This window comes from Bacillus sp. FJAT-29814, assembly GCF_001510715.1.
Lineage (GTDB): Bacteria > Bacillota > Bacilli > Bacillales > Cytobacillaceae > Neobacillus.
On sequence record NZ_LMTJ01000005.1, the window covers coordinates 408,164 to 429,923 of the forward strand.

The window sequence follows — 21,760 nt, forward strand, 5'->3', positions numbered from 1 at the left end:
TTTTCCACTCTTTTAAAAATTTGCAGCCGGTTGAACAGCCCCTACTTAGGATAGGCAAAATACGACAAATTGCGTTTATTGTCTGCCTCACTTTCTGATGTTACGATTAACTAAGAGTCAAAAGAATAGTTTATTTTCTTTTAGCATATATTGATACGTTGCAGATTGGAGGAAGCTATGATTAAGCAAGATTTATTTACTCCTATAAAGGGTGAGCTTATCGCAAAGCTTGTTGCCCCTCAAAAAATGTTTCTCTTCTGGGATCCATCCCAATTGCCAAAAATGATCATTCAATTATATTTTAATCAACCCATTGAGGAATTGGTTTCTGTGATCAGAGTGTTCGATGTGACAGATATCCTTTTTAACGGGAAAAATGCCCATCATTATTACGAGATATCTATTCCTTATCCCAATAGCCATTGGGTGGTGAAAGGATTAACGGCAAACCGAAGCTATCTAGCAGAACTGGGCGTATATTTGCCAGAAACAGGATTTTTCCCTATATTCAGATCAAACTGCATCCAAACACCTGCAATGGCGATACCGGATGGAACTAGTTTTTACGGAGACTACTTGCAATTGAAACGGCATGAAGAAAGTCCGCCAAAATGGAGGAACTATGTAAGCACTTATAGTTATTATGAAGTACCTGAAAACATGGAGGAGAAAAATGCCTAAAACATTTGTCCCGGTGGAATGTTTAACCCCAAATTCGGAACAAGGGCCTGGCTTAAAAATTTTGATGCTTTGCTGGGAGTATCCCCCGAATGTCGTTGGCGGACTTTCAAGGCATGTATTCAGCTTATCCGTACATATGGCAAAAATGGGCTATGAAGTTCATGTTATAACCGCCGGAAACGACATGCTTCCTGCCTTTGAGCTGATGGATGGGGTCAGGGTGCATCGGGTCAAACCAATCAATGAAATGGACCGGAATTTCTTGTCCTGGATTGGCGGTCTTAATCTGGCGATGGCTTTCAATGCGGAAAGGCTGGCACAAGAAATCCGCTTCCATTTGATACACGCCCATGATTGGCTGGTGGGGGCTGCTGCTATCGCTCTAAAGGAGCTATGGTCCATCCCGTTGTTAACCACGATTCATGCTACTGAACTTGGAAGAAATAACGGTATTCATACGGAAACTCAGAAGTTTATCCATGAAAAGGAACAGCAGCTAATTACTGCATCCAACCAAATAATTGTTTGCAGCGAATATATGAAAGAACATCTTACTTCCGTTTTTAAAGGGGTTTCCGACGCAATTGCGATTATTCCCAACGGCGTTGAGGCACCAGCGACCACAGAGGATCGCGCAATGTTATTTCCGGAGCGTAATAAAAAGGAGTACATTTTTTCCATAGGCAGGATTGTCAAAGAAAAGGGCTTTCAAACAATGATTGAGGCTGCCTCGATTGCCAAGGAAAATAATTTGGATTACTTTTTTGTTATTGCTGGAAAAGGCCCGATGCTGGACACGTATCGAAGCCAAATAAACGACAGACAATTAACAAATCACATAATGTTTATTGGCTACATTACAGATGAACAAAGAAACGCCTATGTCGCCGATAGTCAATTGATTGTTATCCCAAGCCTGTACGAACCGTTCGGCATTGCTGCCCTTGAATCAATGATATTAGGGAAACCAACCATTGTTTCCAACACCGGAGGCATGAAAGGGATTGTTAAGCATCTGCAAACCGGGCTCCTGATGAATCCGGGCGATCCGGAAAGTATGCTTCAGCAAATTCAGTTTCTTAAAGAGAATCCGATAATAGCGAAAGAAATTGGCCTTAAAGGCAGGGAGATTGTAAAAAGCTTGTACGGGTGGAAACGAATTGCTTCAGAAACGGCCAGAATAATGGAAGATACAGTTATTAATTCACAGGTTAAGGATTTGCTATAAATAAATTTTCCTAAAAAGGTGTAATGATCATGAATGTAATCGAAAGTTACAATGAGAGAATGAAGCAAAGCACGATTGACCAGCTTCAATTTATTCCAGGCATATGGGTTAATGGAAGATATTTCTGGCTTCAAAACGGCAGCGAAAAAGTGATTTACGATGAAGCTTTGACCTTAAATGTGAAGCGTGAACAAGTACACTCCAAAATCCGCTTTTCTAGTATTTTTGCAGGCAATCATAGTGATTACCAGAAAGAAATTAAACTATTGGCCATGCACCATTTTTCCAGTTTTGACCAAGATGGCTTAACATTTATTTCGCCGTCAGATAATATGATTTTGCATATTGCCGGCAAACAGACATTTCTGGTTAATGCTGCATATAAAGGTACAGGATTAAAGGAATATACAACAATTCCATTGTGGAACGCTTACACAGATCAGATTTGGAGTTCCCTCCAAAAAGGGACATTAAAATATCAACCCATGGTCAAAGGGCCTGCAGCCAGTATTTTTGCTGTCAACATAACAATTCCACCGAAAGAAACGATAAAAATGAAAGTATGGGCAATAGCAGGAACCGGTAAAAAAGAATTAATTTCAATAGAAAAGGCACTTTTAAAAAACCCACTAGCATTTCCGAACGAAAAATGATATTATAGAAAAGTCGTATGAACGAACAGCTTAATTGTTTGGAGGGAAATAAACATGCGTGTGAATATTACGTTAGCTTGCACTGAGTGTGGAGACCGTAACTATATTTCAAACAAAAATAAACGCAACAACCCAGATCGTCTTGAGCTTAAGAAATATTGCCCAAGAGAAAAGCGTACAACTGTACACCGCGAAACAAAATAAGCAGCAGGGCTTCCTGTTGCTTTTTTTGTTGCAGTAAAAAATGGGAGGGCTTTGAGATGGAGGATAAAACTTCAATTCGCAAGAGAATGAAAGCTATACTTTCCAATCTTTCAGAACAGATATATGAAGATTATTCAAATAAAATTGCCCAAACTCTTTATCAACAAGACGAGTGGAAAAAGTCTGCCACCATCGGGATCACCATTTCCAGGGTGCCTGAAGTAGATACATACCCAATTATAAGGAAGGCGTGGGAATCAGGTAAGCGGGTAGTCGTGCCAAAATGCGACCCAAAAGAGAAAGTGCTGTCTTTTAGGACGCTGACTGATTTTTCTCAGCTGGAATCCGTTTATTTTGGATTGCTGGAGCCAATTATAGAAGAGACAACGGAAATGGATCCTAAGGAGATTGACCTTCTTATCGTACCAGGCTTGGCCTTCACTCGGGAAGGGTATCGGTTGGGCTTTGGCGGCGGCTACTATGATCGCTTTTTGCTGGATTTCACTGGTAAAACAATCTCACTTGCTTTTCCTGAACAAATGATTCCAAGGTTTCCGATAGAAAAATTTGATATCCCGGTTTCAAAAATAATTACTACTAACGAGATTATTCACTCATATGATTGAGGCAGTTCTCATTGTTGCTGTCATCATCATGACAGGGATAACCGGATATCGGGTGAAATCGCTGACAACCTCGGGCGCCGCAGCGGCTTTTTTAGTCGGCGTTGCCGTCTATTCAGGCTTTGGTGCAAAAGGGCTATTTCTTTTAGGGATTTTCTTTGCGACTTCAAGTTTCTGGTCAAACTATAAAAGTGCGGCGAAAAGGACTTTGGAGGAGAAATTGGCCAAAGGAGCAACGCGGGACTGGCGTCAAGTGTTTGCTAATGGCGGAATGGCGGCAGTGTTCAGTATTCTATATATCTTCAATCAGGACAACATCTTGCTGCTTGGATTTATGGTGTCACTTGCCAGTGCCAATTCGGACACATGGGCCTCTGAAATAGGCAGCTTGAGCAAGAGGGCTCCTATTTATATTCGAACTTTCAAGCGGGTAGATAAGGGAACCTCCGGTGCGATCAGCATGCTTGGGAGTACTGCGGCACTTTTGGGGGCACTAACCATTGCTGTAGTTGGTTTCTTGTTATTTAAACCGGCCCCTCTTGTTTTGGCCCTGGTATTTATTTTTGGTTATCTCGGGAATGTTATTGATACCTTATTTGGCGCCTTTTATCAACAGGTTTATGCTTGCCGCCAATGCGGCATCGAAACGGAGAAAAGGTTCCACTGTGGTCAACCAACAAGCCAAATTAAAGGCATTTTGTTAATGGACAACGACATGGTAAATTTCTTGTCAGGTCTCTTGGCGGCAATGCTCGCGATAGCACTTTATTTAATCTTATTATAACTTAAGGGTAGGGAGGAATTGACTTGTTAAATCGGGTAAATCGGGTTGCTGTTATTGGAACAGGCTTTGTTGGTTCAAGCTATGCTTTTGCTCTGTTAAACCAAGGAATTGCAGAAGAGCTTGTCTTAATCGATTTAAACGCACATAAGGCAGAAGGGGATGCAATGGATCTTAATCATGGGCTTCCATTTGCTCCTTCCTATACGAAAATTTGGTATGGTGACTATTCCGAATGTGGAAAAGCGGATATTGTTGTCATTACAGCCGGCGCGAATCAAAAGCCAGCTGAAACAAGGCTTGACCTAGTCGAAAAAAATACAAAAATCTTCAAGGGAATAGTGGAGCAGATATTGGCCAGCGGTTTTGATGGCATATTTTTGGTGGCGACCAATCCAGTTGACATCCTCACATATGCTGTTTGGAAGTTTTCCGGGTTTCCGAAAGAGAGGGTTATCGGTTCAGGCACTATTTTGGATACGGCGCGGTTTCGATTTTTACTTGGAGATTACTTCAATGTCGATACGCGAAATGTCCATGCCTACATAATTGGCGAGCATGGAGATACCGAACTTCCGGTATGGAGCAATGCCAATATAGCCGGTACGCCAATTACGGAATGGACAAAAAATCGCGAGGGATACAGCCGGGGTGACCTGAACCAAATTTTCTTGAATGTCCGTGATGCCGCCTATCATATCATTGAGCGAAAAGGCGCCACTTATTATGGAATTGCAATGGGGCTTGTAAGGTTGACCAAGGCTTTGCTTGAAAATGAAAACTCTGTGTTGACCGTGTCAGCCTATCTAAATGGTGAATATGGCCATGATGATATTTATATTGGGGTACCGGCCATTGTGAACCGCAATGGGATCAAGCAAATTGTCGAACTGGATTTAAATGATCAGGAGAAAGAAAAATTTGCCGGTTCTGTTCAAGTACTGAAGAACACAATGGAAACTGTTCTAAAGAAATATTAACCATGAAAAGAGTTGGATTCACTTGAATTCAACTTTTTTTGGCGTTTGTGCTGGGATAAAACCTGATCAACTATCACAAAATAGGGTCAGGAGGGATGAAGATGTCACGCATGTTAACATCTATTTTCATGATTGGCTCTATTGGCTATTTTGTTTTTCGCTATCGGTATCGATTGATGAATCTCTTGTTTTCATCGGGCTGGCTTCGGCGAATTGCTGTCAGCTCAGTTATGAGCATGCCTGGTGTAAAACAAAAATTAATGCAAACTGTATTTGGCGGACCATCTGCTAGGTGAAAACCACAGATGGTTTTTTTATTTTGTCAAAATGGTTAAATCTTGACCTCTTCGCAGGTTTTCATTCATGTTCATTTTAAATTATCGTTTATAATAATAAAAACAAGACATCTTTTTGGAAAGCAGGGGAGAAATGAATAATAGAGAAAATTTTATCTTCTGGCAGATAGCCTATTCACTAATATCTGAGCATGGTTACAGGCTAATACAGTTATTTGATAACCAAAAGGAATTGTGGCTTGAGAAACTGGAAAATAAGCACGCTCCGATTGTCAGGCTAATGCTTGAAAATTTTGATTGGAGCAATACGATGCAGCGAGATATAGAATTTTCGGCCGTAAATGGCGAAAGAATTCGCAAACAATTGGGCAAAAGCGAGCTGCATCTGACAAACATTTATGTCAGCGAATTTCCACCCGTGGACGACTATGAATCCCGAATAACTCAACCATTTGTCCATCCTGAAGGAAATAAGACCGTTGTTAAAACACTTCTTTTGACAAATGATAAAGCGGAGAGTGGTCTACGAGCCATTTCCCAACAGCTGCTCGTTGATCTTCAATTTCAAATTAATGAGCAATATTCGGACCAGGAAGTCGAACTTGTTAAAAAATCGTCGATAGAACATTCGGTAAAAAAAGCTAAGGCAGAAAGAGAAATTCTTCGCGGCGGCAAACCCTTTTTTACCTATGTTTTTATCTTGATCCAATGTGCTGTTTTTTTCTGGATGGAGGTTAATGGCGGCAGTACGAACACATCCAACCTGATTAAATATGGCGCAAAGGTAAATCAATTAATATATCAAGGGGAATGGTGGCGTTTTTTCACGCCGGTCTTTATTCATATCGGATTTTTGCACCTAGCCATGAATACACTATCTTTGTATTATCTTGGTGTAGAGGTAGAGCGAATTTATGGCCGCTTCCGCTTCCTGATTATTTATTTATTTGCAGGGTTTGCTGGCGTGGTCGCAAGCTTCCTATTTAGCTCCACTTTATCTGCAGGAGCGAGCGGAGCTATTTTCGGCTGTTTTGGCGCATTGCTTTATTTTGGGGTTACCTATCCTAAATTGTTTATGAGGACAATGGGAATGAATCTTTTTGCGGTCTTGGCATTAAATCTGGTGTTTGGGTTCTCCGTGTCAGGAATTGATAATGCCGGCCATTTAGGCGGACTAGCTGGAGGGTTTCTCGCAGCAGGTCTTGTCCATTTTCCGAAGAAAGCCAAACCGTTCATTCAAGTACTTTTCCTGGCAGCATCGGCAGTACTTGTCTGGGGGTCGTTGACCTACGGGTTCAGCAATTCTGATAAGACGCTAGATGAGAGTTCAACTATAGTGCTGGCTCAGGATTATATCCAGCAAAATAATTATGATGCCGCTTATGATACGTTGAAGCATTATGAGCAGCAGGGCTCGGAAATATCCGAACGTACCTACTTCCTATTATCCTATGTAGAGATCAAAAAGGGTTTGCTTTCGGATGCAAAACCCCATCTGCTTAAAGCGATTGAGCTTAATCCTGATTTTCATGAAGCCTACTATAATCTGGCATTAATTTATTTGGAAGAAAATGATTTGCAAAAGGCGAAGGAGAATGCGGAACGGGCAGTAGAATTAATGCCAGGGGAATCCAAGTATTCCAATTTGGTCCAGGAAATTAATCAATATCTGGGGTCCCAGGTTGAGGAATGACCATTGATAAAAATGTCTAATAATATTCTCTTGAGGACAAATATGGCATGGGGTATACTTTTAGGGAAAAGGGGCACCAGAAATGAAAACAATTTACGACATTCAACAATTTTTAAAAAGGTTTGGAACGATTATTTATATCGGTGACCGTGTAGCCGATTTGGAACTGATGGAGGCGGAGGTAAAGGAACTGTTTCAAGCACAGCTGATTGAACCAAGGGAATACCAAACAGCACTATTATTGCTAAGACATGAAATTCAACTTGAAAAAGAAAAAACAGACCATATGAGATAGGTGAGAAGAATGGCGAATCAATGGATTGCTGCAGTCGATTTAGGCGGGACTACAACGAAAATTGCGTTTATTTCAATGGATGGGGAAATCCTGCATAAATGGGAGATACCAACGGACAACTCTAATGCAGGGGAAAATATTACGGTTAATATCGGCAAATCAATTGATGAAAAACTAAATGAGCTTGGTCAATCGAAAGAAGTCCTTGTCGGGGTTGGGATGGGTGCTCCCGGTCCCGTAGACTATGAAACGGGCGTCATCCTAAATGCGGTTAACCTCGGCTGGAAGGATAACTTTCCTTTACAGTCAAGTCTTGAGGATGCAACAAAGCTTCAAGCAGCTGTCGAAAATGATGCAAACTGTGCGGCATTGGGCGAAATGTGGCAAGGGGCCGGAAACGGTGCCAATGACCTGGTTTTTGTCACTTTGGGAACAGGGGTCGGCGGCGGGGTCGTCGCTAACGGAAACATTGTTCAAGGAGTAAACGGCGCTGCCGGGGAGATTGGCCATGCTACCGCGATTCCTATTGGCGGAGCACCATGTAATTGCGGGAAAACGGGCTGCCTTGAAACAGTAGCGTCTGCTACGGGGATCGTCCGTTTAGCACTTGAAGAGCTTGCCAAGGGCGATGCAGAAGGTCAATTGGCCGATTTGTATGCACGAGATCATAAAATAACGGCAAAGGATGTCTTTGATACTGCTAGAAACGGTGATACCCTCGCAAACAAGGTATTGCAGGAAGTAGCCTTCCATCTTGGCCTTGTATTAGCCAATGCCGGTAATACGCTTAACCCGGAAAAAATCGTTCTCGGCGGCGGTGTATCAAGGGCGGGAAGCATACTGCTGGATGCGGTCCAAGAAAACTTTGATAAATTTGCCTTCTCTGCCGTAAAAAATTCTACTAAACTGGCTCTTGCTACGCTGGGTAATGATGCAGGGGTGCTGGGGGCCGCTTGGCTGATTAAAAATAAAATAAGTTAAATTTTTCTGGAAGCCGTTTTTATACGGCTTTTTTTCAATTTTTGTTATAATATTGTAAATATTGAAACATTCTCATCATTTGTACGTACTAAATGATAGGGAACAAAAGCGGGAGGGGGGAGAAGGTACGATTGAATGTAAAATCTGCAAATAATCTTTTTTGGCTGATGATTATCATTGTTTTACCCCTTCTTTTAAGCGCTTGTACTGAGCCGGTACAGGAAAAGCCGAAAGCTCCAGTAAAAACAGAGAAAAACCGGCCGCCGAAATCCAATGTTTCAGAAAAAGAATGGAAGCTGCCCATCGCTGTTGCGGAAGGCGAATTTTATAAATCTGCAGGATGGCTGGCAGACAACGATATTCTTTATATCACAAATCTGGAGCAAACCTCGAGTTTATATCGATATCAACTATTCACCGGAAAAAGTGAATTGATCTATAAAAGTAATGCACCAATCGTAAATGCACAAATAAGTCCATCAAAAGAATACATCTTAGTTCATTCCTCCCCGTCTTCCTATGAGGGTATCGTTACAATCATTGATACAACGGGATCGGTACTGGCAAGCCAATCGATTGCTTCCTATGAGTTATTGTTTGAATGGAATCCCTATAATGATTCGGAGGTTCTCATTTCGAAGTTTAATGAGGATTGGAGTTTTGAAGTTCTGCTGCTCGACACCCAAAAAGCCGCCATCAGTAAATTGTCTCTACCACAGCCATTTGTCCAATGGACAGGGAACCATAAATATGGGTTCTTGAATTGGGATGACAACAATCCCAGCTTGTATGCACCTCTTATTGAAATGGAAATTGGGCAAGATGAAGGAAAAACGTTATTTCCGGCGATAATTCAATTTTCACCCTATCAAGACAAACTATTGACCATCTCAGCAAATGCAATAGAAAATCCCCAGGCAACCTATGCTTTTTTTGATGGGGAAATGAAGGAAGTTTTCTCGTTTACGAGTCCGCTGCTATCGAGGTTCTCCGACTGGCTGATCCCGTTTTATGATTATTATGCCTCGGGAAACCAATTTGCGGCATTAAAGCCAAAGATAAGCGGAGAGGCTGATACCTATATGGACGACTTTGACCTTGAAATTTATGACCTTAAAAAACATGGCAGCAAGGTGATCATGTCCGGTTTGGAAAATGAACCGATTCAATTTTCGCCATCAGGAGATGCTTTGCTTTATGGCAATCGCTTTGAAAAAATCATTGATGTGTCTAAAAGGAAAATACTTGATTTAATTAAAGAATGACTCTAAATGGGTCATTTTTTTATGCAAAATAAAAAAGACTGCCTAGGACAGTCTTTTTAGTGAGTTCCGGTTGGGTAACCTGAATTGATAACGGTTGCGAGTGCGAATAATCCAAATACGACCAATGAGGCTAATCCCCAAAATGCGCCTAAAAGGTTTTTATTCTTGAACGCCGAAAAAGCGCCATATGCTGCCAGAATGGCAACTAAAGCAAAAATGATAACCAATCCCATGAAAAGCTCCCCCTTTTTCCGTGATAAGCAGGCACTAACCTGCAATAGATAGTTATGTAACAATATTATATACATTCGTTTCCTATTTTATATTTTTTTCAAGCGTTTGTCGAGGGCAAAAAAAAGACTATTGCATTTCCCTTTGCCAAGCTCGAGAAATCTTTCTAATGACATATATTTTAGTGTAAAATAGTGGTATTGCATACGATAATGTTGGAGGTATTAATATAATGAAATGGCAGCAGATCCCTTTGGGAAGCATCCAAACAAACTGTTATATTGTTGAAGACAAAGAAAAAAACTGCTTAATAGTGGACCCTGGCGGGGAGGCTAAAAAGCTAATTAACCTTCTAAACTCAAGAGGCATAAAGCCGTTGGCCGTGTTATTGACACATGCTCATTTTGACCATATCGGTGCTGTTGATGAGGTACGCGATGCATACAAGGTTCCTGTTTATCTCCACAAGCAGGAAGAAAAATGGCTCGGTGACCCAATGCTAAATGGCTCAGAGTTCTTTCCGGTCATCGAACCGATAAGAATTAACCCTGCCAATCACCTTCTTACTGCAGAAGGTCCGCTGAAAGTAGGCAATTTTGCATTCACTGTTTTTCATACTCCGGGTCATTCACCTGGAAGTGTTTCGTTTTATTTTGAGAGTGAAGGGTTTGTCATCTCGGGTGACGCCTTATTTCAAGGCAGTATCGGCAGGACAGACCTTCCCGGAGGCAATCAGTCGCAGCTGTTAAAAAGCATCCATGATAAGCTTTTGACGCTGCCGGAGGATACGTACGTTTTATCTGGACACGGCCCGGTAACGACGATCGGGGATGAAATGGACAGCAATCCGTTTTTGAATGGGTTTTAATACTGAGAAGTGTAACTCTAAAATAGAAAGGCCCTTCTCGATTTACGAGAAGGGCCTTTCTGGGGGATGTTTTATTCATTAATGGGAGGGATAAAAGTTTAAGCTACTAACTTAACAATATAGTAAAGTTTCCACTGTGTCAATAGTGTTAACCTGAAAAGGAGTTCATATGATTAATTATTTAAAAAGTCTCATTTCGAATTCGCCGGATCACCTGATCACTTATGCCGATTTCATCAGCGCTGCCCTTTATCATCCCGATTTTGGCTATTATATGAAAGAATCGCCAAAAATTGGCCGTCAGGGGGATTTTATTACGACTAGCAATATTTCAGATGTTTATGGAAGACTGATGGCAAAGTGGTTTTCTTCCATCTGTCAAAAATTGAAAATGCCCGCTAAATTTTATGAAATCGGAGCCGGAAATGGTCGGTTTGCGCATGCGTTTTTACAAGAATGGAACGATTCCATAAATAACCCTTTAGATTATATTATTGTTGAGACAAGTCCCTACCATCGGAAGCTGCAAAGAGAATTGTTACTGTCCTATCCATCAGTCGTTCAGGTGGACAGCCTTGAAGAGCTTGGAAGCATAGCGGGTATGGTTTTCTCGAATGAACTGTTTGATGCCTTGCCGGTCCATGTCGTAGAGAAGGAGCATGGCCAGTTGTTTGAAGTGATGATTGGGATGAAAAATGACCAATTGATTGAGCAGAAGGTACCGGTCGCTAATAGTGAAATACTCCATTTTTTACAGGAGAGTAATCTTGAACTGCGGGATAAACAGCGAATTGAGGTACCAATCGCCATGAAGAAAATGATTGAAGGAATAGCTGGCCATGTTACCAGCGGGCTGATCGTGACCGCCGATTATGGCTATACGAATGAAGAATGGATGGACCCTAGAAGGAGAAATGGCAGCCTAAGGGGTTATTATCAACATAAGATGTTTGACAATGTGTTAGTTAATCCGGGAGAGATGGATATAACCACGCATATTCATTTGGACTACCTTATTCAAAAAGGCAGGGATGCCAATCTGGAGTTGGTCACAATGTTCAGGCAGGATGAGTTTCTGATAAAGGCGGGGATTCTGCAGGAATTGGAGAATCATTATGATCCTAATCCATTTTCTGAGGTAAGCAAACGAAATAGGGCGATTCGTAGCCTGATTATGCCTGGCGGATTGAGTTCGTATTTTCATATTGTCATCCAACAAAAAGGGCTGACATTATCAACAACTGATTTATTCACAGAGGGAAAATATTAGTGCAAAAATAAAAACGCCGAATTATTTCGGCGTTTTTATTTCGTCAGTGTCCTCCGCCAAGCGGCATCATGAACGTAGTCCAGTATGTAAAGCCTGCGAAGAATATAGTTAAATATGCCCCGAATACCCATAAATACATACGTTCAGATAATTTTAGATAGCTAAGCAGGACGAAGAATCCAGTTTGGGCCAAGAAAAGCATTGCTGTTTTATCCATATCGCCAAGATAGAACATAACAGTAAAAATACCCGTCCAGAAACCACATACTCTAAACATGCGATCCATATGTATCCCTCCTTTACCCCTCTAATACCATCATTACAATATTATATAGGAAAAGGAGGTTGAATGTAAATAATGGTTTCGATTTAGTTTGTAACAAGTGCCTGGTAGGAGCAAGTTTCACAACCAGAAATGATGTTATCTTTTTCAATTAATTCAACAGAATCGAATAATGCTTCAAACATTCCTTTAAGGAATTCATGGTGCATGTTGCATACTGTCTCCATATGATCCTCCGCCACTTCCTTAAATGGACAGTTGAAGATTTGGAAAAAGATTTTGGTCTGGTCGCCATTTGCTTCAAATTCTGGATAAAAACCTGCAAGTGTGGCAGCATTTTTTAAAATACTTACCTTTTCATTGAAATTCAATTCTTCCCCTATTGATCTCTTAGCAATTTCTTGCTCAATCACTTCGGAGCCAAACCGCTTGCCTGTTAAATACAGTGCTTCCCTACCTACTTCACCCAAGGAAATCATCGTTTGCATTGCCACTTTTGATAAGAGCATATAATCGCGGAATGGGAAATGAAGTTGAATGACATCGTCAGATAGACGATATAATCTGCTTGGCCGTCCGCCTTTACCTGTTTTCTTTGTTTCAGAAATGAGCATGTTGACATCTTCAAGCTTGGATAAATGCAATCTGGCAACGTTAGGATGAATATCGAAATTCTCCGCCACCTCTTGTACCGTTACTTCTTTGTGACGTTTTGTGATGTATTGATAGATGTAGTATCTGGTTGGATCTGACAAAACATTTGTTATCTTTAGTGTTTGTTCCATCTCTGTTCACCTCGGACCCCCATAATTTATTCCCATTATAATACAGCAATATTAAAGTTGGAATGAGGTTTCTAACGTTTACACTATATGTTTAGAAAATGTTCACAATTACCGACGCTAGTTTGTAACAATATTAGAAAAATGAACCATTATTCGCCATTTTCTTTCAAAAACTTATTTTTTTTGTAAAAAATGATATTTTTTTTAAAATAAAGAAGGAAAAAGTTGAATGGTGTCGAATCGTTAGCAAAGACAAATAAAAAAGGTGGTGGTTCCGATTGTTAGTTCTATAGAGATGTTAGCAAACCGGATTATTTCCGATGCGGCCAGAAACCAGGCAACTGACATCCACATTATCCCGCGAAAAAATGACACGCTCGTTCAAATCCGATTAACAAACAAACTGATTCCACGATTATCTCTTCCAAAAGACGAATGCGACAGACTTATTTCACACTTTAAATTTACAGCCAATATGGATATCGGTGAACGACGACGCCCGCAAAGTGGTGCCATTTTTTGTGAAGTCAATGGACAATGGATGGGCCTAAGGCTCTCGACGCTCCCATCGAACAATCACGAAAGCCTCGTCATCCGGCTTTTGCCTCAGCAGGAACAAATACCGTTTCACCAGCTCTCACTATTTCCTTCCATGACACGCAAACTTTTAGCGCTTCTCAAGCATGCACACGGTTTAATAATATTTACCGGGCCGACTGGATCAGGTAAAACGACCACTTTGTATTCTCTCATCAATGAAACCGCACACTTATTCCACCGAAATGTCATTACCTTAGAAGACCCGATTGAAAAAAATTACGATTCCGTGCTTCAGGTTCAAGTGAATGAGAAAGCCGGTGTATCTTATGCTGCCGGTTTAAAGGCGATTTTGCGGCATGACCCTGATATCATCATGGTGGGGGAAATCCGGGACGCAGAAACAGCGAGAATTGCGGTACGCGCAGCGCTCACAGGGCACTTGGTGCTAAGCACCATGCACACACGTGATGCAAAAGGCGCGGTGTTCCGGCTTCATGAGTTTGGCGTAAATTGGCTGGAGGTTGAACAGACACTGATTGCCGTTACGGCGCAAAGACTGGTGGAATTGACCTGTCCGTTTTGCAAGGAAGAATGCCCGCCGCTATGTTATTCCTACGGCCACTGGAAACGGGCGAGTGTGTTTGAGCTATTATCAGGGAGAAATCTAAACATGGCCATGAAGGCAGCAAAGGGTGAGAAGGTCGAAACGAATTATCGGACGTTGGGACAGGTAATCAATAAGGGAATTGCGCTCGGCTATATTCTGGAATCAGAGTATGACCGGCTGGTGTATGCTGATGAAACGACGTAAATGGACTGTCAGTGAACAAGCCAGTTTCTTGCGAAGAATTGGCGAACTTTTGGCCAGGGGATACCCAATTGCGGCTGCAATTGAATCCATAGCATTACATTTGCCTGCAAATCGAAAGGAGGAGTTGTATGGATGTTTAACTGAATTAAAGAAAGGGTCGCCGTTTCATGACGCACTAGAAGGTTTGGGATTTAACAAAGATTTAATCGGTTATGTCTATTTTGCCGAACAGCACGGCAGCTTTGCAGAGGCATTGCTCGAGGGCAGCAGCCTTGCATTATTAAAGGAAAAAGATGTGCGAAAGCTAATCAAATTGCTTCAGTATCCGATGCTGCTTATATTCATTACCGGTCTATTGTTTGTATTTGTCGAGAACACACTGTTGCCGAGGTTTACCACTTTATTTTCAACACTTGGTCTGGAGGCGAATTTTTTTACAAAGGTGATTTATGCCTTTGATCGTTATGTTCCTGTTTTCCTTGAGATTATGCTAGTTCTGCTAGTAATAACAGCAATTTACTATCTTTTCTTCTTTAAAAACTTCTCCGCTATCAAGCAGCGGACATTGCTCATTCGACTCCCTATTATCGGCAGAATCCTCAAATTGCTGTTTACCCACTATTTTTCCATTCAACTCAGTTTCCTATTATCCGGGGGAATATCCGTTTCCGAAGCATTAAAGCTTTTTGAAAAAAATGAACGTCAACCATTTTTCAGCCAACTTGGGCAGGAGATTAAATTAAAGCTCATTTCCGGTGAAAAATTGGAAACAATCCTGGCCGCCTATGCTTTTTTTGAAAAGGAATTTCCAATGATTGTTAAACACGGTCAAGAAAATGGGAAATTGGAACAGGAATTATTGTTTTTCAGTAGGCATTGTGTGTCGACCATGGAGGACTTGGTCGAAAACAGATTAAAGGCCATCCAGCCTATCCTGTATTTGTTTATAGGTATTTTAGTTGTTTCCATGTATTTGGCGATTTTATTACCAATGTTCCATCTGTTAAATGGCATTTAGAAAAGCGGAGGTTAAGAAGATGAATAATAAGAAAATCAATAAAGAAGCCGGTTTTACTCTCATAGAAATGATGATTGTTATGTTAGTTATTTCGGTTTTATTAATCATAACGATACCGAATGTGGCCAAGCATAATTCCAATATTAACAACAAGGGGTGCAATGCTTATGTGAAAATGGTTCAAGCGCAGGTGCAAGCTTATCAAATGGAGAACAATAAAATACCAACTATGGACGATTTAAAAACTAAAGATTATTTGGGCGAGAATGCGAAGGGTTGTCCAAACGGCGATACGGTTGAAATTGATGAAAAGGGTAATGTTACTTCCGTTCCAAAACAAACCGCGGCCAACGAAACTTCGAAATGAGTAACGCTCAAAAGGGATTTACTTTAATTGAATCCCTAGTAGTGCTCTCCATATTCATGATTCTGTCTTCTGTCACGGTGATTTCCTTAAAGCCGCAGCAATCAGTGCTTAATAATGAGGCGTTTCTGACGCAATTAAAGGCAGATTTATATTATGCCCAAGCCTATGCGATTGCCCATCAGCAGGAGGTTTCGGTAGTCTTTTCTCCTGCAAATCATTCATACTCTCTGCTGTTACGGTCTGGGCAGGAGCATTTGCTCGACAGAACTTATTCGACTGATATTGAATTGATTGAAGGGACCATTACTTTATATTTTAAATATCTTCATGACGGAACGGTCAACAAATTTGGAACCTTTCTGATTATTTCCCGGGATAAAACATACGTGATGACAATCCTGATTGGAAAAGGGCGTTTTTATGTTACAGAAAAATAAGGGGTACTTTTTGCTGGACTTAATGCTGTCGCTAACAGCTTTGTTTCTTATTTTTCTGTATTTGACTCCGCTAATGATAGACCTGAGGGAGCAGTCGGTCCGTATTGAAATTGAAAAAGCGGCACGTCAGATCATGTTTGATGAATTGCAGGCAAAATTGCTCAATATTAATAATCCAGTCAATTATGGAATCACGAAAAATGGCGTCGAGTATCAAATTTATTGGCGGGAATATTCCAGTTTGATGGAGGTGTGCGTGAAGGTTGGGGACACTCCGCTGCAAGCAAAAACAGAAGTATGCGGTCAAGTCGAATGAAACGGGCTTTACATTGATTGAAGTCCTGTTGGCCCTTTCAATGTTGTCAATAATTGTTTTCTTTATGGGACCCATTTTTCAAACCATCCTTCAAAATCAAGCTTCCCAAAAAGCGTTGCAATCGATGGAGTGGGAAGTATTTTGTATGCAAATGAAAAAAGAAATCCGCCTGTCCTCCAAGGCGGAGGTCGTTTCCGGCCGTTTGATTTTGACCAAGGACGGCGAAACCGTATATTATGAAAAATACGGTTCGTATTTAAGAAGGCGGGTTAACTCACTAGGGCATGAAATACTCCTTCAGAACGTCTCCAATTACTCGTTTACGAAAATGCCCAACAGAATCCTGGTTACGGTAACCGACCTAAAGGGAAAGAATTATTCTGTCACTGCATACTCATTGGTTGATTGGGGGGATGGACCATGAGTGAACATGGTTTCACCTATCCCTTAACATTGTGTTTGCTTTTATTATTTCTGTTATTTTTTTCGATCCAAACGGAAAGGTTGCTATCGGAAAGGAAGCTTGCACATGAAACCACAATAGTCATGCAGGAAGAGTATTACTTTTTGGCTTCTGTAAAAAAACTTGAAGGAACGTTCCAAACAAATGGGAGCCTCCCTGTCAAGGGGACCTACACCTATAAAAAGGGATGGATGGATTTTCAAACAGAAGCACCATCCGGTTACAGCCAAAGGGTGACGTTTACGTTAAGCTTGAACACGGGTGAAAAGGTAACCGGCAGGGGCCTTTTTGATACAAGAACGAAGAAGTTGATGAAATGGACTGTTTTTTAGTCGTTTGTTTTTTGTGAAATTGGGCATACTTGTAATGTAATTCAGGAGGCGGGTGTGCAGCATGAAAACAAATGACTATGTTAAATACATGACCCAGACAATTGTTAAATATGCCGATCAGCCAAGAGATGAGCGTAAACGGCTGCGCCAGGAGAGAAAAGAGGCAAAAGCTTCTTTCTGGTATCGCTGGTTTGGCATTCTGCCCTATATTGTTTATTCGGAATTAAAAAGAATCCGCAGAAAAAATGGTGCATAATATAAAACCCCCAAAATCAGAAAGCTATGATTTTGGGGGTTTTTATCTGATTAAACTGCTCTATCGGTTAGATAAAATAAGCCGCCATTAATAAAGGAAATATTGATTTTTGGCTCATATTGCTCCTTTAACGCTTGCTGCTCAGTTTCGTAGCTTTCCTTTGTTTCTTCGTTGACATCCTCATAAAAATGATTTAGCAGTTTTAAATCCTTTTCCCAGCGCTCCCTGGCTTCATCTGCCCATGAATGGTCGTCCATTTCGATTGCCGACTTTAAATAACTTTCAATCCTGAGCATCCCGCTTTTTGGTTTTATTAAAGGTGACAATGTAAAGGAATAGTCGGGAATTTTAGGTGTCAACGGGACTCTCATTAGCCGATCATGGAAATCCTCGACCATTTGGCCATTAATTAACTGGAGGCCGATTGATTTAAAAATATCGCGCTTGCGGTCACATTGGTATGATATTTTTACGTTCATGCACAGCCAAGGCAGGAGTGGCGTCTGCCGGTTGGCATTGGGATGGTTTTCATAAAGCCTGATGTAGCGTGATAGATTCTTGGTTGATTCAAAAATTTGATGGAGTCTTGGCGACCCAAAATGAATCGTTTCCCCCCTTAACTTTTCAGGTGCGCGTTCCTTATCGGTAATCAGAGTCAACTGCATAGGGTTGGGAATGCCGCCGGTTTTTTCCAGATAGTGCCAGTAAAACGGGCGGTTCATCAATTCCTTATCCATTTCAATCGTTAACTGAACTGTTAGGTAGGCCGGATGATTTTCAACAATGGGGCAATCATTTGCCTGAAAATAGTTTACCAGAAAGTTACGAATTTCCTGCTGCTGCATGGGTTTCTCCTTTCTTCATGGATTCGGCAAACTCGATCATCGATGATAAATTCTCCATCTTGATCCGCATTTCCCCTTCCGAGCTGGAACCGCTGAAAATATCGATTAAGTGATCTTCGATATTTCCGAATTCCAGTTTGGTCAAGATATCGTCTAGTTCGCCGATTACCCTCTCGAATAAATCAATTTTTTCATATAAAAGCTTTAAGATATGCTCCTCCACGGTATTTTTAATGGCGAAATTATAGATCATTACATCTTTTTCCTGGCCGAGACGGTGAATCCGGCCGATTCGCTGCTCCAGACGCATCGGGTTCCATGGCAAATCAAAGTTAATAATATGGTTACAGAATTGGAGGTTGATCCCTTCACCGCCAGCTTCTGTCGCAATCAATACCTGGGCATGCTTTTGGAACAATTCACGCATCCAGTCCTTTTTCCCGCGCTTAAACCCGCCGCGGAACGGAACAGATGAAATGCCGTGTTGTTTCAGGTACCATTGCAGGTACAATTGGGTTGCTCGATATTCAGTAAAAATAATCACCTTATCATTAATTTTTTGAATCAATTCAAGCGCCTTTTCCGCTTTTGAATTTTTCTGGACCGCTTCTACCTTTTTTATTAAAGATTCGATTTGCTGTTGATAGTCCTGAGTTGGATTTTCCTTTTTCAGGAGCATGTTTTTTAACGTATAGAAAACGGCCTCGCGACTTGAACAGGCTTCCCGCTGCAGGGTCATCACCGAGAAACTGCTGGTCTGAATCCAGTCGCCTTCATTTTTTAATTCTGTAACTGAGTCGTATAACTCCCGCTCAGATGGGCTAAATTCAATCGGGATGGTTTCAACGTAGCGTTTCGTCCATTCAATTCCCGTATCGGCCCTGCGGTTGCGGATCATCACTTTGTTTACAAGTTCCTTTAGGTGCTCATCGTCATTTAACGAGCGCGAATCGCGTTTATATTTTTCATAAAACACTGTTTCACTGCCTAAATGACCTGGCTTTAACAGGGACACAAGATTGAAAATCTCTTCAATTCGATTTTGAATGGGTGTCGCTGTCAGCAATAAACAAAATTTCTTTTTTAAGTTTTGGACAAATTCATAGTTTTTCGTTTTATTGTTTTTCAATTTATGGGCTTCATCGATAATGATCAAATCGTAATTCTGCTGGTAGATAATGTCGCGGTGTGGGTTCCGCTTCGCTGTATCTATCGATGAAACGACAACGTCACACTGATCCCATACATAGCTTTTCCGCTGGGTGATCGCCGGAATATAAAATTTATTATTTAGCTCTTGAGCCCATTGGGTTACCAGTGAAGCAGGAACAAGAATTAATACCTTTTTGACCAATCCGCGAATCATATATTCTTTTAAAATTAACCCTGCCTCAATTGTTTTTCCCAGTCCGACTTCATCAGCCAATATCGCTTTCCCATTCATATTTTCAATCACCTGCTTGGCGGTTTCTAGTTGATGCGGAAGCGGTGTTAGGTTTGGCAGATGTTTCGGTGCCTGGAGTCCCTCAAATTCAGGAATGATCAGATGCTTTTCGATATCGATCGCCAGCTTGAAGAGCTCCCAATTTCCCCACGGGCCGTCGTGGTCAATTTTTTGCAAAAAATCATCCTGCCACGAAGAATCGAATTCTATTTCAACATTCATATGTTTCAACTCCTTATTCTGCAATAGCTTATGCGAATGCGTTTTCATTTTGGTATTTTGTTATTGCCCAGAATGTTAGTTTAATGGTAGGATGATAATAGCTTTGAAAGTTTAAAATATTTTAAATAAGAGTATCTATTTTTTAAGTATAATTAGTATGACCATAATGGAAAATTTTATTATGTGCGAATGATAACAAGGGGAGAGACTACTATGTAGCGCCGAAGGAGCAAGCAGAAGATGTGAATCTCTCAGGCAAAAGAACTCTTGTTGGACGCAGCTCTGGAGAGTGCCGTTGAATCCGGCCACCAAAGGGGACAGCCATTTTTGGTAAACTTTCAGGTGCAAGGACAGAGACCTTCTTTTTTGATAAAGGGGGTTTTCTGTCCTTTTTTATTGTACCAATTGATTTTATGAGTTTTATCTTTTTAAGAACTAATGAACATGTAGCTGAAGAAGGGGGATTGAAAATGACGGAATTAAAACGCACTCCACTGTTTAACGTCTATAAGGAATATGGGGGAAAAACAATTGATTTTGGCGGCTGGGAGCTTCCAGTGCAATTTTCCGGCATCAAGGATGAGCATGAAGCAGTCCGCACGAAGGCAGGATTGTTTGATGTCTCCCACATGGGGGAAATTGAGGTAAAAGGTGCCGACAGCCTGAATTATCTGCAAAAAATGATGACCAATGACATTTCAAAGGTCAAAAACGGCGCTGCCCAGTATACGGCGATGTGCTATGAAAACGGCGGTACGATTGATGACCTGCTTGTTTACAAAATCGAGGACAATCATTACCTGCTAGTGGTCAATGCCTCCAATATTGAAAAAGATTATAACTGGCTTGAAAAGCATCTCGAAGGGGATGTCATCATCGAAAATCTGTCGGAAAAAACGGCGCAAATCGCCATTCAAGGGCCTCTTGCCGAGAAGGTTTTACAAACGCTGACAGAAACTGACTTAAGCCAAATCGGCTTCTTCAAATTCCAGCAGGAAGTCAGTATAGATGGAAAAAAAGCATTGGTATCAAGAACAGGCTATACCGGAGAAGACGGCTTCGAGGTTTACTGCGCTGCCGATGATGTCGGCGACCTGTGGAAAGTCATTCTTGATGCAGGGAAGGAAGACGGCGTTATTCCATGCGGCTTAGGTGCCAGGGACACACTTCGTTTCGAAGCGACATTAGCCCTTTACGGACAAGAACTGTCACCAGAGATTTCTCCGCTCGAAGCCGGAATTGGCTTTGCGGTGAAATTAAATAAAGAGGCAGATTTTATCGGAAAAGAAGCATTAGTCAAGCAAAAGGAAACCGGTCTTGCCCGTAAAATTGTCGGAATTGAAATGCTAGACCGCGGCATTCCACGTCATGGATATCCGGTATTCAAAGGTGAGGAGAAAATTGGCGAGGTGACAACAGGTACACAATCGCCTACCCTAAAGAAAAATATTGGTCTTGCCCTGATTTCTTCAGAATACACAGCCGTAGATTCCGAAGTCGAAGTTGAAGTTCGCGGCAAACGTTTAAAAGCGAAAGTGGTTCCAACGCCTTTTTATAAAAGAGAAAAGAAATAGCTGAAGGGAGTAAGGTAC

The 21,760-nt window shown here is 41.3% G+C and carries 28 protein-coding genes and 1 riboswitch; of the genes, 23 read left to right on the forward strand and 5 right to left on the reverse strand.

What is annotated here, in order from left to right; translation table 11 throughout:
- Nucleotides 1–177 precede the first annotated feature (177 nt).
- From AR334_RS14400 to AR334_RS14450, 12 genes are all read left to right on the forward strand, one after another.
- A complete protein-coding gene (locus tag AR334_RS14400; protein ID WP_066312188.1) occupies nucleotides 178–681 on the forward strand; it encodes a DUF4912 domain-containing protein in 504 nt (167 codons plus the stop codon).
- Complete coding sequence (locus AR334_RS14405) at nucleotides 674–1,909, forward strand: glycosyltransferase family 4 protein (RefSeq protein WP_066312197.1); 1,236 nt, start codon at nucleotides 674–676, stop codon at nucleotides 1,907–1,909. Before AR334_RS14400 ends, AR334_RS14405 begins: the two co-directional genes overlap by 8 nt.
- Before the next feature lie 29 nt (nucleotides 1,910–1,938).
- On the forward strand, nucleotides 1,939–2,562 hold the full coding sequence (locus tag AR334_RS14410; RefSeq protein WP_066312206.1) for a hypothetical protein: 624 nt from the start codon (nucleotides 1,939–1,941) through the stop codon (nucleotides 2,560–2,562).
- A gap of 54 nt (nucleotides 2,563–2,616) precedes the next feature.
- The gene (gene rpmG / locus AR334_RS28935) at nucleotides 2,617–2,766 is read left to right on the forward strand and encodes a 50S ribosomal protein L33 (RefSeq protein ID WP_082692947.1); all 150 of its coding nucleotides are present in this window, start codon (nucleotides 2,617–2,619) and stop codon (nucleotides 2,764–2,766) included.
- Nucleotides 2,767–2,822: 56 nt separating this feature from the next.
- Complete coding sequence (locus AR334_RS14415; RefSeq protein ID WP_066312209.1) at nucleotides 2,823–3,392, forward strand: 5-formyltetrahydrofolate cyclo-ligase; 570 nt, start codon at nucleotides 2,823–2,825, stop codon at nucleotides 3,390–3,392.
- Nucleotides 3,385–4,173 (forward strand): DUF92 domain-containing protein, encoded by a 789-nt coding sequence (locus AR334_RS14420; protein ID WP_066312210.1) that lies wholly within the window; start codon nucleotides 3,385–3,387, stop codon nucleotides 4,171–4,173. Before AR334_RS14415 ends, AR334_RS14420 begins: the two co-directional genes overlap by 8 nt.
- Before the next feature lie 23 nt (nucleotides 4,174–4,196).
- A complete protein-coding gene (locus AR334_RS14425) occupies nucleotides 4,197–5,150 on the forward strand; it encodes an L-lactate dehydrogenase (RefSeq protein ID WP_066312211.1) in 954 nt (317 codons plus the stop codon).
- Nucleotides 5,151–5,251: 101 nt separating this feature from the next.
- On the forward strand, nucleotides 5,252–5,446 hold the full coding sequence (locus AR334_RS14430; RefSeq protein ID WP_066312212.1) for a sodium:proton antiporter: 195 nt from the start codon (nucleotides 5,252–5,254) through the stop codon (nucleotides 5,444–5,446).
- A 133-nt stretch (nucleotides 5,447–5,579) separates the two neighbouring features.
- The gene (locus AR334_RS14435) at nucleotides 5,580–7,139 is read left to right on the forward strand and encodes a rhomboid family intramembrane serine protease (RefSeq protein WP_066312217.1); all 1,560 of its coding nucleotides are present in this window, start codon (nucleotides 5,580–5,582) and stop codon (nucleotides 7,137–7,139) included.
- Between the two features lie 82 nt (nucleotides 7,140–7,221).
- Nucleotides 7,222–7,434, forward strand: a complete 213-nt coding sequence (locus tag AR334_RS14440; protein WP_066312220.1) for a YqgQ family protein — start codon at nucleotides 7,222–7,224, stop codon at nucleotides 7,432–7,434.
- A gap of 9 nt (nucleotides 7,435–7,443) precedes the next feature.
- A complete protein-coding gene (locus AR334_RS14445; RefSeq protein ID WP_066312225.1) occupies nucleotides 7,444–8,415 on the forward strand; it encodes an ROK family glucokinase in 972 nt (323 codons plus the stop codon).
- A gap of 131 nt (nucleotides 8,416–8,546) precedes the next feature.
- Nucleotides 8,547–9,680 carry a hypothetical protein gene (locus tag AR334_RS14450; protein ID WP_066312237.1) on the forward strand — a complete coding sequence of 378 codons (1,134 nt, stop codon included), beginning with the start codon at nucleotides 8,547–8,549 and terminating at the stop codon, nucleotides 9,678–9,680.
- A 56-nt stretch (nucleotides 9,681–9,736) separates the two neighbouring features.
- Here the strand turns inward: AR334_RS14450 and AR334_RS28940 are convergent, their stop codons facing one another.
- Nucleotides 9,737–9,913 carry a DUF2759 domain-containing protein gene (locus AR334_RS28940; RefSeq protein ID WP_082692948.1) on the reverse strand — a complete coding sequence of 59 codons (177 nt, stop codon included), beginning with the start codon at nucleotides 9,911–9,913 and terminating at the stop codon, nucleotides 9,737–9,739.
- 230 nt (nucleotides 9,914–10,143) lie between these two features.
- On the opposite strand from AR334_RS28940, the gene AR334_RS14455 reads away from it, so the two are divergent.
- Both AR334_RS14455 and AR334_RS14460 read left to right on the forward strand, forming a co-directional pair.
- Nucleotides 10,144–10,779, forward strand: a complete 636-nt coding sequence (locus AR334_RS14455) for an MBL fold metallo-hydrolase (RefSeq protein ID WP_066312240.1) — start codon at nucleotides 10,144–10,146, stop codon at nucleotides 10,777–10,779.
- 169 nt (nucleotides 10,780–10,948) lie between these two features.
- Nucleotides 10,949–12,049, forward strand: a complete 1,101-nt coding sequence (locus AR334_RS14460) for a class I SAM-dependent methyltransferase (RefSeq protein ID WP_066312243.1) — start codon at nucleotides 10,949–10,951, stop codon at nucleotides 12,047–12,049.
- 43 nt (nucleotides 12,050–12,092) lie between these two features.
- Here AR334_RS14460 and AR334_RS14465 read toward each other — a convergent pair whose 3' ends face one another.
- Together AR334_RS14465 and AR334_RS14470 are read right to left on the reverse strand one after the other, a co-directional pair.
- The gene (locus tag AR334_RS14465; RefSeq protein ID WP_066312245.1) at nucleotides 12,093–12,335 is read right to left on the reverse strand and encodes a DUF2626 domain-containing protein; all 243 of its coding nucleotides are present in this window, start codon (nucleotides 12,333–12,335) and stop codon (nucleotides 12,093–12,095) included.
- Between the two features lie 83 nt (nucleotides 12,336–12,418).
- The gene (locus AR334_RS14470; protein ID WP_066312252.1) at nucleotides 12,419–13,117 is read right to left on the reverse strand and encodes a metalloregulator ArsR/SmtB family transcription factor; all 699 of its coding nucleotides are present in this window, start codon (nucleotides 13,115–13,117) and stop codon (nucleotides 12,419–12,421) included.
- Between the two features lie 295 nt (nucleotides 13,118–13,412).
- On the opposite strand from AR334_RS14470, the gene comGA reads away from it, so the two are divergent.
- The 8 genes from comGA to AR334_RS14510 all read left to right on the forward strand — a co-directional run bounded on the left by comGA (nucleotide 13,413) and on the right by AR334_RS14510 (nucleotide 17,657).
- Nucleotides 13,413–14,468, forward strand: coding sequence for a competence type IV pilus ATPase ComGA (gene comGA / locus AR334_RS14475; protein WP_066312257.1), 1,056 nt, complete (start codon nucleotides 13,413–13,415; stop codon nucleotides 14,466–14,468).
- Complete coding sequence (gene comGB / locus AR334_RS14480) at nucleotides 14,455–15,486, forward strand: competence type IV pilus assembly protein ComGB (protein ID WP_066312260.1); 1,032 nt, start codon at nucleotides 14,455–14,457, stop codon at nucleotides 15,484–15,486. The genes comGA and comGB overlap by 14 nt, the downstream gene beginning before the upstream one ends.
- Nucleotides 15,487–15,505: 19 nt before the next feature.
- Nucleotides 15,506–15,853 carry a competence type IV pilus major pilin ComGC gene (gene comGC, locus AR334_RS14485; protein ID WP_066312263.1) on the forward strand — a complete coding sequence of 116 codons (348 nt, stop codon included), beginning with the start codon at nucleotides 15,506–15,508 and terminating at the stop codon, nucleotides 15,851–15,853.
- A complete protein-coding gene (gene comGD, locus AR334_RS14490) occupies nucleotides 15,850–16,290 on the forward strand; it encodes a competence type IV pilus minor pilin ComGD (protein WP_066312268.1) in 441 nt (146 codons plus the stop codon). The genes comGC and comGD overlap by 4 nt, the downstream gene beginning before the upstream one ends.
- Nucleotides 16,274–16,606 carry a hypothetical protein gene (locus AR334_RS14495; RefSeq protein WP_066312270.1) on the forward strand — a complete coding sequence of 111 codons (333 nt, stop codon included), beginning with the start codon at nucleotides 16,274–16,276 and terminating at the stop codon, nucleotides 16,604–16,606. Before comGD ends, AR334_RS14495 begins: the two co-directional genes overlap by 17 nt.
- The gene (gene comGF / locus AR334_RS14500; protein ID WP_082692949.1) at nucleotides 16,554–17,030 is read left to right on the forward strand and encodes a competence type IV pilus minor pilin ComGF; all 477 of its coding nucleotides are present in this window, start codon (nucleotides 16,554–16,556) and stop codon (nucleotides 17,028–17,030) included. Before AR334_RS14495 ends, comGF begins: the two co-directional genes overlap by 53 nt.
- On the forward strand, nucleotides 17,027–17,401 hold the full coding sequence (comGG, locus tag AR334_RS14505; protein ID WP_066312273.1) for a competence type IV pilus minor pilin ComGG: 375 nt from the start codon (nucleotides 17,027–17,029) through the stop codon (nucleotides 17,399–17,401). Before comGF ends, comGG begins: the two co-directional genes overlap by 4 nt.
- Nucleotides 17,402–17,462: 61 nt before the next feature.
- A complete protein-coding gene (locus AR334_RS14510; protein WP_066312276.1) occupies nucleotides 17,463–17,657 on the forward strand; it encodes a YqzE family protein in 195 nt (64 codons plus the stop codon).
- A 50-nt stretch (nucleotides 17,658–17,707) separates the two neighbouring features.
- Here the strand turns inward: AR334_RS14510 and AR334_RS14515 are convergent, their stop codons facing one another.
- Entirely contained in the window at nucleotides 17,708–18,502 is a 795-nt protein-coding gene (locus AR334_RS14515; RefSeq protein WP_066312285.1) for a YqhG family protein, read from the reverse strand.
- Complete coding sequence (locus AR334_RS14520) at nucleotides 18,480–20,168, reverse strand: DEAD/DEAH box helicase (RefSeq protein ID WP_066312291.1); 1,689 nt, start codon at nucleotides 20,166–20,168, stop codon at nucleotides 18,480–18,482. Before AR334_RS14520 ends, AR334_RS14515 begins: the two co-directional genes overlap by 23 nt.
- A 189-nt stretch (nucleotides 20,169–20,357) precedes the next feature.
- Nucleotides 20,358–20,445, forward strand: a riboswitch (glycine riboswitch).
- Nucleotides 20,446–20,638: 193 nt separating this feature from the next.
- On the opposite strand from AR334_RS14520, the gene gcvT reads away from it, so the two are divergent.
- Nucleotides 20,639–21,742: a glycine cleavage system aminomethyltransferase GcvT gene (gene gcvT / locus AR334_RS14525; RefSeq protein ID WP_066313857.1), complete on the forward strand. Its 1,104-nt coding sequence runs from the start codon at nucleotides 20,639–20,641 to the stop codon at nucleotides 21,740–21,742.
- Nucleotides 21,743–21,760: the final 18 nt, after the last annotated feature.